Annotated in this window: 9 protein-coding genes; 3 read left to right on the top strand and 6 right to left on the bottom strand. The window is 74.4% G+C overall.

What is annotated here, in order from left to right:
* Nucleotides 1–429 precede the first annotated feature (429 nt).
* Both ACQP1S_RS21805 and ACQP1S_RS21800 read left to right on the top strand, forming a co-directional pair.
* On the top strand, nucleotides 430–2,109 hold the full coding sequence (locus tag ACQP1S_RS21805; RefSeq protein ID WP_432898548.1) for a bifunctional 3'-5' exonuclease/DNA polymerase: 1,680 nt from the start codon (nucleotides 430–432) through the stop codon (nucleotides 2,107–2,109).
* Nucleotides 2,110–2,372: 263 nt separating this feature from the next.
* On the top strand, nucleotides 2,373–2,966 hold the full coding sequence (locus tag ACQP1S_RS21800; protein WP_432898545.1) for a nucleotidyltransferase family protein: 594 nt from the start codon (nucleotides 2,373–2,375) through the stop codon (nucleotides 2,964–2,966).
* Here ACQP1S_RS21800 and ACQP1S_RS21795 read toward each other — a convergent pair whose 3' ends face one another.
* The 6 genes from ACQP1S_RS21795 to ACQP1S_RS21770 form a co-directional block, all read right to left on the bottom strand.
* Nucleotides 2,967–3,614: a hypothetical protein gene (locus tag ACQP1S_RS21795; protein ID WP_432898543.1), complete on the bottom strand. Its 648-nt coding sequence runs from the start codon at nucleotides 3,612–3,614 to the stop codon at nucleotides 2,967–2,969.
* A gap of 180 nt (nucleotides 3,615–3,794) precedes the next feature.
* The gene (locus ACQP1S_RS21790) at nucleotides 3,795–4,604 is read right to left on the bottom strand and encodes a metal-dependent hydrolase (RefSeq protein WP_091237251.1); all 810 of its coding nucleotides are present in this window, start codon (nucleotides 4,602–4,604) and stop codon (nucleotides 3,795–3,797) included.
* 102 nt (nucleotides 4,605–4,706) lie between these two features.
* Nucleotides 4,707–6,446 (bottom strand): protein kinase domain-containing protein, encoded by a 1,740-nt coding sequence (locus ACQP1S_RS21785; RefSeq protein WP_432898540.1) that lies wholly within the window; start codon nucleotides 6,444–6,446, stop codon nucleotides 4,707–4,709.
* A gap of 183 nt (nucleotides 6,447–6,629) precedes the next feature.
* Entirely contained in the window at nucleotides 6,630–8,684 is a 2,055-nt protein-coding gene (locus ACQP1S_RS21780; protein ID WP_432898537.1) for a serine/threonine-protein kinase, read from the bottom strand.
* A gap of 79 nt (nucleotides 8,685–8,763) precedes the next feature.
* Nucleotides 8,764–10,095 (bottom strand): glycosyltransferase family 4 protein, encoded by a 1,332-nt coding sequence (locus tag ACQP1S_RS21775; protein ID WP_432898534.1) that lies wholly within the window; start codon nucleotides 10,093–10,095, stop codon nucleotides 8,764–8,766.
* Between the two features lie 144 nt (nucleotides 10,096–10,239).
* Nucleotides 10,240–12,180, bottom strand: a complete 1,941-nt coding sequence (locus tag ACQP1S_RS21770) for an amylo-alpha-1,6-glucosidase (RefSeq protein WP_432898531.1) — start codon at nucleotides 12,178–12,180, stop codon at nucleotides 10,240–10,242.
* A 45-nt stretch (nucleotides 12,181–12,225) separates the two neighbouring features.
* On the opposite strand from ACQP1S_RS21770, the gene ACQP1S_RS21765 reads away from it, so the two are divergent.
* Nucleotides 12,226–14,964, top strand: a complete 2,739-nt coding sequence (locus ACQP1S_RS21765; protein ID WP_432898528.1) for an MGH1-like glycoside hydrolase domain-containing protein — start codon at nucleotides 12,226–12,228, stop codon at nucleotides 14,962–14,964.
* Nucleotides 14,965–15,019: the final 55 nt, after the last annotated feature.

Below are 15,019 nucleotides of genomic sequence, written 5' to 3'. Positions count from 1 at the left end.
CCGTGCGCGGCCACGTGGCAGGGCCCCTCGGTTCCCGGGCCTCGGTTCCCGGGCCGGACAGAACCTCATGTGTGAAGACCGGTATGCCCAGCTGGCATGAATATGCCAGCTGGGTATACCTCTCCCTCGCGCACAATCCCCTCCGACCAGCGCCGCGGCACCCCGTCCGGCCAGCGCGGCGGCGAGTGGTTCGTAGGCTGTCGCCCCCGCCCCGTCAGCGCGGCGGCGAGCCGTCCGCCGGCCGTCATCCCCCGCCCGATCAGCGCGGGGCGAGTGGTTCGCCGGCCGTCATCCCCACCCCGTCAGCGCGGCGGCGAGCCGTCCGCCGGCCGTCCGCCGGCCGGTCGGTAGGTGGCGGCGACCGGTGGACGGACCTGGCGACCGGGCGGGATCGGGCGGGGTGTCACAGGGGCGGGGCAGAATCGGGTCGTGGCGGTGGTGGCGGTGGTGGCGGGCGAGCGGGGTGGTGGCGGGCTTCAACCGCTGGACGCCGCCGGTCGACCGGTCGGCACGGTCGACCTGGTCGACGACCTGCCCGGCGCCGTCGCCGCCCGCGAGGCCGCCGAGCGTCCCCGCTGGGTGTGGGGCTCCGGCGCGGCGGTCTACCCCGCCCTGTTGCGGGCCGGGGCGCGCGTCGAGCGCTGCCACGACGTGGAGCTGACCGAGGCGCTGCTGCTGGGGCACGCCGGCCGGTGGGGCGAGCCCCGCTCGCCCGCCGCCGCGTACGCCCGGCTCACCGGGGCCGTGGTCCCACCCGACCCGCCGGCCCGGCCGCCCGCGCCACCCGGTCACGGCCAGGCCGCGCTCTTCGAGACCGTCCCCGGCCCGCCGGCCCCCGGCATCGACACCCTGACCCGGGTGTACGCCGACCAGCTCACCCGGATCGCCGCCACCGCCCATCCCGGCCGGTTCCGGCTGCTGGTCGCCGCCGAGTCGGCCGGCGCGCTGGTCGCGGTCGAGATGGCCGCCGCCGGGCTGCCCTGGCGGGTCGACGTGCACGGCGAGCTTCTCGCCGAGCTGCTGGGTGAGGCGTCCCCGATGGGCGGCCCACCCCGGCGGCTGGCCGAGTTGGCCGCCCGGATCGCGGCGGCGCTCGGCGTCCGGCAACTGCACGCCGACTCCCCGGCCGAGCTGCTGCGCGCCTTCGCCCGGGTCGGCGTGGAGTTGCCCAACACCCGGGCCTGGGTGCTACGCGGCGTCGATCATCCGGCGGTGCCGCTGCTGCTCGAATACAAGGAGCTGTACCGGATCTGGACGGCCCACGGCTGGGCCTGGCGGGACGCCTGGGTCCGCGACGGCCGGTTCCGCCCGGAATACGTCCCCGCCGGGGTGGTCTCCGGCCGGTGGGCCACCCGGGGCGGCGGGGCGTTGCAGATCCCCAAGGTGATCCGCCGGGCGGTGGTGGCCGATCCGGGTTGGCAGTTGGTGGTGGCCGACGCCGGCCAGTTGGAGCCCCGGGTGCTCGCCGCGGTCTCCGGCGACGCCCGGTTGGCCACCGCCGGTGCGGCCGGTGACCTCTATGCGGCGTTGGCCCAGGACTCCTTCGCCGGTGACCGGGCCCGCGCCAAGCTCGCCCTGCTCGGCGCGATGTACGGGCAGACCGGCGGCGCGGCGCTGCCCGCCCTGGCGGTGCTCAAGCGCAGCTATCCGACCGCCTTCGGATACCTGGAGGCGGCGGCCCGTACCGGCGAGGCGGGCGGCCTGGTCCGGTCCTGGCTGGGGCGGACCTGCCCGCCGGGGACGGCCGGTTTCGGCGACGGTGACGACGACCCGGTGGACCCGGACGCAGGGGCGGACCCGCGCTCACCCCGGGCCCGGGCCGCGCGGGCCCGGGGCCGTTTCACCCGGAACTTCGTCATCCAGGCCACCGCCGCCGAGTGGGCCTCGACGTTGCTCGCCACGCTCCGGGGCGAGTTGGCCGGGGTCGGCGGCGAGCTGGTCTTCTTCCAGCACGACGAGGTGGTCGTGCACTGTCCGGCCGAGCTGGCCGACGCGGTGACCGAGGCGATCCGCCGAGCCGGAGCACGCGCCTCGACACTCCTCTTCGGTGACACCCCCGTCCGCTTCCCCCTGGACCTCTCCACCGTCCCCTGCTACGCCCACGCCTAACCCCACCCCACCCACCCCACCCACCCCACCCCACCCACCCCACCCCGGCCGCTCCCCGCCCCGGCCCCGCCCGCCCCGCCCGGCCGGTCCGGCCCGGCCCGGTGATCAAGAGGTTTAGGTCAACTGGACGGGGTTCCCTGACGTGAACCTCTTGATCACCGGGGACGGCGGAGGGGTGAGGCGGGTTATACGCGTGAAATATCCCTTTCGCGCCGACACTGATTCCTGGGGGGCTCGTTGCACCGGGTGTGCGTACTGCAGGAATGATCATGGCGGCGGGCGGGGGACGTCGGCTCGGCGGCCCCGAGGCGTTGCTGTGCCAGGGGGGCCGGCCGCTGGTCAGCCGCATGATCGACACGATGACCGAGGCCGGGTGCGGGCAGTTGGTGGTCGTGTTGGGCGCGGCAGCCGACGAGGTCCGGGCGGCGGCCGACCTGAGCTCCGCCACCGTGGTGGTCAACCGGGCCTGGGGGACCGGAGTCGGCTCGTCGATCCGGGCCGGCCTGGCCGCGTTGGCCGACGAGCGGGTCGAGGCGGTGGTGGTGGTCCCGGTCGACATGCCCGGCCTCACCCCGGCGGCGGTCCGGCGGGTGGCTGCGCTGCCGTACCCGGACGTGCTGGCCTGCGCCACCTACGACGGGCTGCGCGGTTACCCGATGCTCTTCGGCCGCCGGCACTGGGCCGGCATCGCCACCCTGGCCAGCTCCGACGTCGGAGCCCGACCGTACCTGTTGGCGCACAAGGACCAGATCGTCGACATCGCCTGTGACTCGGTCGCCGACGGCAACCGGGTGGACACCCCGGAGTTGATGGCGCTCTACGGCCTCACCGTGCCACCGCAACGGGTCGGCGTCTGATCAACCGTCGGCCGGGCGGCAGGCTTCCACCGGCTGTGGGGGGCGCAGCCGTCGGTCGAAGGCGACGGTGACCGCAGGCCGGTCGGCCATCGCGACCCGGACCACCCGCTCGTCGATGAACTCGGCGTCGACCCACCCGTGCGGCCAGCCGTCACGGCAGGTGACCAACTCCCGGTCCGCGTCGTGGCTGAGCAGGCCGGCCCGGGATCGCACCCGCAGTTCGGTGTGCGGGAGGTCCTTCCAGTCGCGGGTGTCCAGCCGGACCACCGCGTACCGGCCGTCGGGGGAGACCGCCAGCGTCGAGTCCCGCTCGACGGTCGAGGCGAAGCCGGTGCGGAACACGCCCCAGGCGCCGGTGCCCACACCGAGCAGCACCGCACAGCCGAGCGTGGTGAGCCGCAGCACCGTCGAGGCGGGAGGGTGCCGGGCGGCCAGCCAGCCGGCGGCCACCAGCGTCAGTGCGGCCAGCGTGGCCAACCCGAGCAGGGGCAGCGGTCGGTGCAGGAAGCGCGCCGCCGGATAGAGCCAGGCATACCCGGCGTCCCAGAGCACGCCCCCGAAGAGGACCAGCGACAGCAGGGTCAGCAGGCCGGCGAGCGATCGCCCGCGCCGGGATCCGGCGAGAGGGTGGGTCCCGGGGGCGGACATGGTCGCATCGTAGGCGTGCGCCGCGCTCCCGGACCGTCCCACGTTCGGCCGGTCCCGTCCCGGGACCTGCCGGAGCGTTCCAGGGATGGCTGGTCCGGTGGTGGTCCGTCGGGATCGGCCGGTGCCGCCCTGATCCGGGGTAGCAGGCCGACGCCGGGCCAGGTGGCGTGCGTCGACCGGTCAGACCTCGATGTTGAACCGTTGCAGCACCGAGGGGGCGACCAGGCCGACCGCAGCGAGGACGGAGAGCGCCGTCAGCGCGGTCCGCAACACGACCACCTCCGCCTTGCTGCCGGTACGCAGGGCGATGCTGTTCGGCAGCCCGATCATCGTCCACATCCGGCGCTTGATCGGGATCGGCCAGAGGATCGGCACCCCGGCCTTGGTGATCATGTCGCCGAGGATGTGCACGAAACAGCCCACCCCGACCGCCAACCCGATCATCGGGTAGCCACGGTCGCCGGGCAGGTTGGCGAAGGTGAACCAGGCGGCGGCGGCCGAGACGAGGGTGACGATCACCCAGCCGGCCCGCTCGGCCCACTCGTCGAAGAGCCCGCGCAGCGCCAGCCCGATCATGAAGAACAGGATGCTCACCACCGCCCACTTGCCGTACGCGGCGCAGAGCGTGGTGGTGCCCCAGCCGACCAGCACGGTGAACGGGATGGTGTGGGTCAGCGTGCGGTGGCCGTTGTTGCGGCGCGGGTCGCGGCTGAGCTTGGTGGCGTAGTAGACGCCGAGCGAGATCTTCTCCATCACCTCGGCGACGAAGAGCGAGAAGACGCCGAAGGTGCGGGCCACCGTCGCGCCGCCCTGGTTGCGGGTGACCTTGCCGGAGAGGTCGAGGTCGGGAAAGAGTGCGCCACCGGCGCAGACCGCCGTGCCGACGGCCAGCGCCAGCGGGGACTGGTGGTAGTCGGCGAACTGATCCAGCGCCCACGACCCGGTCAGCCACACCGCCGCGCCCGACAGTGCGTGGGACGGTCCCATCATCTCGCCTCGCCCCTCCCCAGGTTCTTGATCGACAACGCTACGCCACTGTGCCAGAACCGCCGCCGACGGGGCAATCACCCGGACGGTCCACAGGGGAGGGTGTCAGTCGGCGGGGCGGAAACTCTGCCTGATCATCAGGAAGTATGTCGCGTTGACCTGCCAGTCGAACTGGTTTGTCAGCCATGAGACGGTGTACGCGCGGTCCCGGGTGACCCGTACCAGCAGCCGGGCGGTGTGCAGCCGGCCGGCCGCGCCGGTCCACTCGCACTCCCACAGCGCGCCGCCGCGGAACATGTCCAGCGGGGAGATCTCCACCCGGCGGTAACCGGCGAGCCGGCCGTCGTCGGTGAGCCGGCGTTCCTCGCTCTTCCAGTGGGCCACCGGGTCGGTCGGCGCGTCCCCCGGGGCCACGCTCAACACCCGGGGGCCACCCGGCTCACGCAGGCAGGTCACCCCGCCCTCGGAGTAGTGCAGCCAACCGGCCGGCGCGGCGATCCGGAACCCGGTCGGATCCTCGTACCAGGTCCACCCCGGGACCAGGCCGAACCGCTCACCCCTCGGGGGCGGCGCGGACCGGACCGGGATGGCGTCGGCCGGCGCGGGCGCGGCGCACGGGAAGGCCGCCGGTCGGGCCACCGGGTTGCCTGCCCCGACGCCCGGCGAGGACGGCATGGTGGCACCGTCGCGCAGGGCGAGCGTCGTCCCGACCCCGGCCAGCAGCGTGCCCGCGACGGCCGCCGCGACCAGGGCGATCCGCCGCCAACGGCGGCGCGCACCCGCCGCCGGCAACGGTGGGGTGCCCCCGTCGGCCGGGCCCTCTCCAGCCGACGCCCCGAATGCCGGCTGCCCGGCGGGCGATGCCCCGAATGCCGGCTGCCCGGCGGGCGGGGGCGCGCTGACGCTCGCCGGCCCGGTGGGAGTCGCCGGCCGCTCGGATGTCGCGCCGGGCGCTTGCGGTCCGACGAAGGGCGGGCTGCCCGTTGCCGGTCCGGCGGAGGGCGGGCTGCCCGTTCCCGGCCCGGCGGGCGTCGCGGCGAGCGCCGCGTGCAGCAACGACTCCGTCTCGGCGGCGGTGAGCCGTCGACCCGGCTCGCGACGCAGCAGACCCTCCAGCACCGGGCGCAGCGGCCCGGCCCGGCGCACCGGGTCGGGCGGCTCGGTGGCCAGGGCGCTCAACGTCGCCATCGCGCTGGCGCGGGCGTACGGGGACTGCCCCTCCACCGCCGCGTAGAGGGTGGCGCCCAACGACCACAGGTCGGTACGCGGGTCGGAAACCCCGTCGCGGGCCCGCTCGGGGGCGACGAACTGCGGCGAGCCGAGCACCATCCCCGGGCCGGTCATCGCCCCGTCGCCACCGTCGAAGGTGGCCAGCCCGAAGTCGGTGAGCACCACCCGACCGTCGTCGGCGACCAGGACGTTGTGCGGCTTCACGTCCCGGTGCAGCACCCCGGCGGAGTGCGCGGCACGCAGCGCGGCCAGCACCGCCAGCCCGATCCCGGCCACCCGCTGCGGGTCCAGCGGGCCTTCGGCGCTGAGTAGTTGCTGCACCGACCGGGACGGGACGTACTCCATCACGATCCAGGGGCTGTCCCCGTCGTGCACCACGTCATAGATGCGGACCACGTTCGGGTGGTTGAGCCGGGCCGCGGTGCGCGCCTCGCGCAGCGTCCGCAGCCGCAGCTCCTCGCGCTCGGACTCGGCGAGCCAGTGGGGTGGGACGACCTCCTTGACCGCGACGTCCCGGTGCAGCATCTCGTCGCGCGCCAGCCAGACCCGACCCATCCCGCCGGTGCCGGCCAGATCGAGCAGGCGGTAGCGCCCCGCGACCAGCTGCTGCTGCACGACTTTCCCCCTCGACTGCCCCCCCTGTCAGGGTAGCCACCGAGCTGCGGTTTCTCGACCGCAGCGAGGGTGGTGGGGGGCGGTGCCGGAGGCGGGTGGCAGCGGTGGGTGGTGGCCGGGCCGCCGGGGGTGGCGCAGTGCCGGGGGTCCCTTCCCCGTGGCGGACGGCCGTCGAGGGGTCGGTCAGGTGGGCGAGGTGACCTCGGTCGACCGGCCCCGGAAGCTCTCCCGGACCACCCGCAGCTGGCCGGTCGAGTCATCCCAGTCCTCGTCGGCGGTGGACCAGCTGAGCATGAACCCGGACAGGTCCCCTCCCGGGATCATGCGGAGCCCGTGCTCCCGGCCGCCGAACGGGGTGTCCCAGCGGCACTCCCACTGGGCGCCGTCACCGTCGAAGGCGTCCAGTCTGATCTTGTCGTACCCGGGTAGGGCGTCGAAGCCGAGCTGCGTGCGTTCCTCGGCCCGCAACCGGTCCAACGCGCCACCGCCGCCGCCGGTCAGCGGCTCGACGCTGAGCGTCCGGCGGCTGCCCGGGTCGCGGAAGCAGGCCACCTGCCCCTCCTGGCTCCGCAGCCAGCCGACCGGTACGGCGATCCGGAAGCCGGCACCGTCGTACCAGGACCAGCCGGCCGGGGGTCGGAACCCGTCGTCCAGGGTCGCCGGTCGACCGGTGACCTTCGTGCCGACCGGATCGGGTCGTAGGCACGGCAGGGGCGGTGGGACGAGGCCCGGTGCGCCGGGCGGTGGGCCCGGCCGGCCCTGGTCGGGACGCGGCGGGCCGTACGGGCGGGTCGAGGGCGTGCTGCTGGTCGGCGCGTCGGTGACGCCCGGCGCGGCCCGCTGCTCGTCGTGGTCGATCGCGAAGGTGGTGCCGATTCCCACGGTCGCCCCCACCGTCAGCGTCACCCCGGCCAGTAGCCAGCCCCGGGTGCCTCCGGGCAGCCGGGTGAACATCCCGACCACGCCACCCGTTCCGGTCGCCCGTCGTGACCCCGCACCCGCGCCGCCCCGCCCCGGGCCACGTCCTCCCGGGCCGCCCTGTCCCGGGCTGTCCGCCCCGGGCCCGGGCCCTCCCGGCTCGCCGGGTCCCGTACCGGGGCCGCCGGGGGCGGTTCCGCCCGCCCCCGGGCCACCCGTCGGCAGGCCGTCCGGTGTCCCGCCGCCCGGCCCGGGACGGCTGGACTCCGGGCCGGCGACGCCGGACGCCGCCGGGGCGGGGGACGTGGTGGGTCGCTCGCCCGTGTCACCGGGGACCCGGCGACCGGGCGGCCCCCACGCCCGTTCGGCGTCGCGTTCCGCGCGACTCCTCGACGACCGCTCCGTCGGCCGGTCGGCCGGCTCGCCGTCGCCCGGCCGGTGCGGCCGGGCCACGCCCACCGAACGGGCGACCGGCAGCACCACGGTGGGAGGCTCGGAGTGGGGCGTCGGTCGGGCCACCGCCTCCAGCCGGCGAGCCGCCTCGTCGTGGCCGATCCGCTGCCGGGGGTCGCGCGACAGCAGTCCGTCCAGCACCGGGCGCAGGGGCCCGGCGTGCGGCGCCGGGTCCGGTGGGGAGGTGGCCAGTGCGGCCAGCGTGGCCATCGCGGTGCTGCGGGCGTACGGGGAGCGGCCTTCCACGGCGGCGTGCAGGGTGGCCCCGAGCGACCACAGATCCGCCTCCACGCTGGACACCCCGTCGGCGGCGCGTTCCGGGGCGACGAACTGCGGTGAGCCGAGCACCATCCCGGGACGGGTCATCAGCCCGTCACCACCGTCGAAGGTGGCCAGCCCGAAGTCGGTGAGCATCACCCGCCCGTCGTCGGCGACCAGGACGTTCTGCGGCTTCACGTCGCGGTGCAGCACCCCGGCGGAGTGCGCGGCACGCAACGCGGCCAGCAGCGCCAGACCGATCTCGGCGGCGCGCACCGGGGCGACCGGGCCGGTGGTGTCCAGCACCGCCTGCAACGACTGCGACAGGACGTACTCCATCACGATCCACGGCCGGTCCTCGACCTGCACCACGTCGTAGACCCGGACCACGTGGGGATGGTTGAGCCGGGCTGCGGTACGCGCCTCGCGCAGGGTCCGCAGCCGCAACTCGTCGCGTTCGTCGTCGGCCAACCAGGCGGGGGGCACCACCTCCTTGATCGCCACCTCGCGGTGCAACAGCTCGTCGCGGGCCAGCCAGACCCGACCCATGCCACCCCGGCCCACCAGGTTCAACAGGCGGTACCGGCCGGCGATCACTACCTGCTGCACCGTTCTCCTCACCATCGGCCGAGGTACACCGTAGCCAATGGATCGGGACGGACCTATCGGTTGTCTGGTCCGGGTCCACTCAGCATGCCGCGCCGTCCAGCGCCAGCAGGTTGCCCTCCGGGATGCTGACCCGCTGTCGACCGCCGGCCAGCAGCATCGCCGCCCGCCGGGCCTGGAAGCCACCGTGTTCGCGGCGGGCGGTGGCGTAGCTGCTCACGGTACGTGCGGCGATGGCCGCCCAGCCGTACCGCTCGCCGACCATGGTGCGGGCCCGGCGGGCCACCCGGCGGGCGAAGACCTCGTCGCCGATGAGCCGGTCGACCGCACCGGCGAGTGCGCCCGGGTCGCTGTGCGGGAAGGTCACCCCGGTGACGCCCGGTTCGACGATCTCGGCCAGCCCGCCGGTGCTCGCCACGGCCAGCGGAGCGCCGGCCGCCGCCGCCTCCAGGGCGATCATGCCGAACGGCTCGTAGAGGCTCGGCACGACTGTCGCGTCGGTGGCGGCGAGCACCGCCGGGAGCTGCCCGGCGTCCAGGAAACCGGCGAACCGGACGCTGTCGGCGACGTGCAGCCGCCGCACCTGGTCGACCAGTTCGTCCTTGTACGGGCCGTCCCCGGCGATCACCACCCGCAGCCCCGGGTGCCGGTCCCGCAGGTGCGGCACGGCGTCCACCAGGTGCTGCACGCCCTTCTCGTAGACCAGCCGACCGGCGTAACCGACCAGCGGGCCGTCCCCGGCGAACCGGGCCCGTGCCGAGGCGACCGCGCGCGGCCGGGCCCGCCAGGCCCGCTCGTCGACCCCGTTGGGCACCACGTCGACCCGGCCGGCCGGCACGTCGAACAGCCGGCTCACCTGCGCGCGCATGTAACCGGAGCAGGCGATCACCCGGGCCGAGGCGTTGCTGATCCAGTGTTCGACGCCGTGGATGGTGCGGTTCAGCTCGCCGGGCAGCCAACCCTGGTGCCGGCCGGCCTCGGTGGCGTGGATGGTGGTGACCAGCGGCAGGTCGAGGTGCTCGGCCAGGGTCACCGCGGTGTGCCCGACCAGCCAGTCGTGGGCGTGGATCACGTCGAAGTCGGCGGTGTCGGTGGCCCGCAGGGCGGTCCGGGTCAGGGTGTGGTTGAACGCCATCGTCCAGGCCAGCAGGGACCCGGTGGCCAGGGGAAAGGTCACCGGGTCCTCGGGGGCGCGCAGGACGCGGACGCCGTCGGCGTACTCCTCCAGCGGCGCCCCCTCGGCGTGCCGGGTGACCACGGTGACCTCGTGCCCGGCGGCGGCCAGGGCGGTGGCCAGGGCGTGCACGTGCCGGCCGAGGCCGCCGACCAGCACGGGCGGGTATTCCCAGGAGAGCATCAGCACCCGCTGGTGCCGGGCGGGGTGGATGTCGATCACGTCGGCGTCAGGTGACATGCGGCCCCCTTCGGGTGGTGTCCTGGGCGCACGCCGGTGGGGACACCATGAGGGTGTCGTCGCTGTGGCCCGGGGTCAGGGCCCATCCTGCCCAGCGGTGGATAACCAGCGGAGACGCCGCCGTTGCCGGTGTGTAACGGCTGCCTATCGAGCCCGCCTGACCCGCAGCAGCTCGGCCACCGACCACGCCTGGAACGGGCAGCCGGTGGCGGCGTGCGGCGCGACGCCGTCGGCCGTCTCGCTCACCGAACCCAGGCCGTACTCACCCAGGTGGCCGACGAGCCCGGCCAGCAGGTCGTCGGTGGGCAGCCCGGCCCTGCGGTACGCCTCGACGAACGGGCCGACCAGCCACGGCCAGACCGTCCCCTGGTGGTAGGCGCCGTCCCGCTCCGCCGGGCCACCCCGGTGCCGGGGCGTGAACTCCGGCGAGTCGGGGGCGAGGCTGCGCGGGCCCAGCGGGGTGAACAGCCCGGCGGCCACCCGGCGCAGCGCCACCGGGTCCGGCTCCAACGGGGCGTACGGCAGCGACCAGGCGAGCAGTTGGTTGGGGCGGAGCAGGTCGTCGTCGTGGTGCGCCGCCCCACCCAGCGGGTACGCCGGGGCGGGCGCGTCCACCACGTCGTGCAGCCAGCCCGCCGGGGTGGGGAACCGCTTGCCGAACGCGTCCCGGGCCCGGTGGTGCAGCCGCCACAGCTCGGCCGGGTCCTGACCGGTCAGCTCGGTCAGCTCGGCCAACCCGGCCAGCCCGTTGATCCACAACGCGTTGACCTCGACCGGCTTGCCGGTACGCGGGGTCACCGGCACCCCGTATACCCGGGCATCCATCCAGGTCAGCGCGGTGCCCGGGGTGCCGCCCTGGGTGATCAGCCCGTCGGCCGGGTCGACCGCGATGCCGTACCGGGTGCCGGCGAGGTGCGCCTGCACCACCCCGTGCAGCGCCGGCAGCAGCTCGTCACCCAGGTCGGTGTCGCCGGTGACGGTGACGTGCCGGCTCACCGCGTGCAGGAACCACAGCGTCGCGTCGACCGTGTTGTACTCCACCCGACCGGTGTCGGCGGTGTTCGCCAGCATCCCCTCCGACAGCGTCGCCGCGTACGCCCGCAGCAACTCCCGCCCCTCGTCGGCCCGCCCGGTGCACAGGAACAACCCCTCGTAGGAGGTCATGGTGTCCCGGGACCAGGCCCCGAACCACGGATAGCCGGCGACCACGTCCGGGCCGGTGGCGGTACGCACCACGAACGCGTCGGCGGCCAGCGCCAGGGTCGCGTCCACCGCGTCGGCCGGCTTCGCCGCCGCCACCACCGCCCGGTGCCGTTGCCGGGCCGCCGCCACCACCTGCGTCGCCGGCGGTGGCTCCTCGGCCAGGTCACCGGCCCAGGCCAGCACCGACACGGTGTCCCCGGGCCGGTCCAGCGCGCCGGAGAACCGCCCCGCGTACCAGAGGTCCTCGTCGGGGTGCAACCCCCGGGCGGCCTCCTCGCGGTGGTGCACGCCCAGCCACCACTGCCCCTCGGGCGTCCAGTCCGGGCCGGCGAGGCGGTACGCGCCCTCGACGACCGCGCCGCCGTCGGCCGGCTCCACCCGGGGCGTCGGGCCGTCGGCCCGCCGCTCGCCGTGCGCGTCGCGCCAGGTGCAGGCGGCCGACAGGTCCAGCCGGACCGGGCCACCGGCCACCAGCCGGTGCACCACCGCCACGGCGGGCCGGCCGTAGGTCATGGCCAGCTCCCGCTCGATCACCACGTCACCGATGCGCCACCGCCAGCGCGGCAGCCCGTCGACCAGGTCGAAACGTTCCAGGAACTCGTAGCCGCGCGGGTCGACCACGCCCGAGTTCCACTCGTGCGCGCCGAGCCGGACCCGGGCCCCGGACGGCAGGACCACCGCCGGGTCCAGGCTGACCAGTCCCACCCGGCGGGCGGCCGGCGTTTCCCCGGCGACCACCAGCAGACCGTGGTAGCGGCGGGTCCGCAACCCGCTCACGGTGCCCATGGCGTACCCGCCGAGACCGTCGGTGACCAGCCATTCCCGGGTCGTCCCGCCGGCCAGTTCGCCGCAGACCCCCGGGCCGAAACCGAACTCGATCAACTTCTTTCCTCCTGTGGCGGCGAGGTGTAACACGCCACGACGACAATGGCCGCTGTGGTCAAGTACCCCGGCGGCGTCGAAAATGTGCAGGTGTTCACCGACAGATCGCCCTCCGATGCCCCGTCCCCCGATGCCGAGCGGCTCCGGCTCGCCCAGGCCGATGCCGGGGAGCAGGACTGGCGCGCATGGGGTCCCTATCTGTCCGAGCGGGCGTGGGGGACGGTACGGGAGGACTACAGCGAACACGGCACGGCGTGGGACTACTTCCCCCACGACCACGCGCGGTCCAGAGCCTACCGGTGGAACGAGGACGGCATGGCGGGCGTCTGCGACGACCGGCAGACGTTCTGCTTCGCGCTGGCGCTGTGGAACGGGGTGGACCCGATCCTCAAGGAGCGGATGTTCGGCCTCGGCGGCGACGGCGGCAACCACGGCGAGGACGCCAAGGAATACTGGTGGTACCTCGACAGCACCCCCACCCACTCCTGGATGCGCTGGCGCTACCACTACCCGCAGGCCGCCTTCCCGTACGACGAACTGGTCGCCGTGAACGCCCTGCGCGGACGGGACGAGAACGAGTACGAGCTGGTCGACACCGGCATCTTCGACGACGACCGGTACTGGGCGGTCACCGTCGACTACGCCAAGGCGTCCCCGACCGACCTGTGCATCCTGGTCACCGTCGCCAACCGGGCCGACGAGGCGGCCACCCTGCACGTGCTGCCCACGCTGTGGTTCCGCAACACCTGGGCCTGGGGTCCGCCCGGCGCGGACCGGGTGCCCCGGCTGACCGGTGAGGGTGGCCGGCTGGTCGGCGAGCACTGGGTGCTGGGGCAGATCCTGCTGGAGGGCGACGGCGAGCCGGTCCCGCTGCTCTGCGACAACGACACCAACGCCGAGCGGCTGTGGGGGCTGGCCGGTCGCTCGCCGTACCCGAAGGACGGGATCAACGACCACGTGGTGGCCGGCGCGGCCACCGTCAACCCGGACCGGGAGGGGACCAAGGGTGCCCTGCACTACGTGCTGGACGTGCCGGCCGGCGGGCAACGGCAGATCCGGCTGCGGCTGACCCGGACCGCCCCGCCGCCCGCGGCCGTCGCACCGCCCCCGGCGGAGCTGGGCGCGGGGTTCGACGCGGTGGTGTGGGCCCGCCGGGCCGAGGCGAACCGCTTCTTCGCCGGGGTGATCCCGGCGGCGGCCAGCGCCGATGAGACGCTGGTGGCCCGGCAGGCCATCGCCGGGCTGATGTGGGGCAAGCAGTTCTACCACTTCGACGTCAAACGGTGGCTGGAGGGCGACCCGGGCTCGACGCCGCCGGCCGGTCGCCGGCACGGGCGCAACAGCGCCTGGTGGCACATGACCAGCTTCGACGTGATCTCCATGCCGGACCCGTGGGAATATCCCTGGTACGCCGCCTGGGACCTGGCCTTCCACTGCGTCACCATCGCCCGGGTCGACCCGGGCTTCGCCAAGGCGCAGGTGCTGCTCCTGCTCCGCGAGTGGTACCTGCACCCCAACGGCCAGATCCCGGCGTACGAGTGGGCGTTCGGCGACGTGAACCCGCCGGTGCACGCCTGGGCGGCGTTGAAGGTGTTCGAGATCGACGGCGGGCGGGACCACGAGTTCCTCGCCCGGGTGATGCACAAGCTGCTGCTGAACTTCACCTGGTGGGTCAACCGCAAGGACACCGGCGGCAACAACCTGTTCGAGGGCGGCTTCCTCGGGCTGGACAACGTCGGCCCGTTCGACCGCTCGGCGGCGCTGCCGGTCGCCGGGGTGCTCGAACAGTCCGACGGCACCGGCTGGATGGCGATGTACGCCCTCAACCTGCTGGACATCGCGATCGTGCTGGCCGAACACGACCGGGCGTACGTGGACACCGCGACGAAGTTCTTCGAACACTTCGCGTACATCGCGGCGGCCGGTTACTCGCAGGGCCTGTGGGACGCCGAGGACGCGTTCTTCTACGACGTGCTGCGGCTCGCCGACGGCAGCCAGGTGCCGCTGAAGGTCCGTTCGGTGGTGGGGCTGCTGCCGTTGGCGGCCACCACCCGGCTCACCGCGCGGACCCTGCAACGCCTGCCCGAGTTGGGTGCCCGGCTGCGCTGGTTCCTCACCCAACGCCCCGAGTACGCCGACGTGATCGGGGCCCGCCGGCTCGGCCCGGACGGCCGCCAGCAGCGGCTGCTGTCCATGGTCGGCCCGGAACAGGTGGTCCGGCTGCTGGCCCGGATGCTCGACCCCGAGGAGTTCCTCTCCGACTACGGCCTGCGGACGCTCAGCCGGGCCCACCTGGACAAGCCGTTCGCGGTCGACCTCGGCGGGCAGGAGTTCTGCGTCGGCTATGAGCCGGCCGAGTCGACCAGCGGGTTGTTCGGCGGCAACTCCAACTGGCGCGGCCCGATCTGGATGCCGACGAACTTCCTGCTGATCAGTGCGCTGCGGGACTACGCCGCGTTCTTCGGCGACGACCTCCAGGTGGAGTACCCGACCCGGTCGGGGCGCAAGTGCACCCTGGACGAGATCGCCGACGACCTCTCCGCCCGGCTGATCTCCCTGTTCACCCGGGACGACTGGGGTCGCCGGCCGATCTACGGGGCGTGTCAGCTGTTCCAGACCCATCCCGACTGGCGGGACCTGATCGCCTTCCCCGAGTATTTCCACGGCGACAACGGGGCCGGGCTCGGGGCCTGGCACCAGACCGGGTGGACCGCGCTGGTCGCCGACCTGATCCTGACCCTGCGCCGGGACAACCCGGATGTGCCGGGCGGAGCGGGCCACTAGCGTGTCCGGGGCCGCCGCCGGCCGGGCGGGGCGACGCTTCGGGAGGGACCGGGAT

The organism is Micromonospora matsumotoense (genome assembly GCF_050951065.1).
GTDB classification, from domain to species: domain Bacteria; phylum Actinomycetota; class Actinomycetes; order Mycobacteriales; family Micromonosporaceae; genus Micromonospora; species Micromonospora matsumotoensis.
Note: the sequence above shows the minus strand (reverse complement) of the source record. Positions and strands in the feature narration are given on the sequence as shown.

Coding starts and splice junctions, on each gene's coding strand:
- ACQP1S_RS21765 (WP_432898528.1), top strand. CDS start 12,226: ATGGCCGCTGTGGTCAAGTACCCCGGCGGCGTCGAAAATGTGCAGGTG.
- ACQP1S_RS21775 (WP_432898534.1), bottom strand. CDS start 10,095: ATGTCACCTGACGCCGACGTGATCGACATCCACCCCGCCCGGCACCAG.
- ACQP1S_RS21800 (WP_432898545.1), top strand. CDS start 2,373: ATGATCATGGCGGCGGGCGGGGGACGTCGGCTCGGCGGCCCCGAGGCG.
- ACQP1S_RS21795 (WP_432898543.1), bottom strand. CDS start 3,614: ATGTCCGCCCCCGGGACCCACCCTCTCGCCGGATCCCGGCGCGGGCGA.
- ACQP1S_RS21790 (WP_091237251.1), bottom strand. CDS start 4,604: ATGATGGGACCGTCCCACGCACTGTCGGGCGCGGCGGTGTGGCTGACC.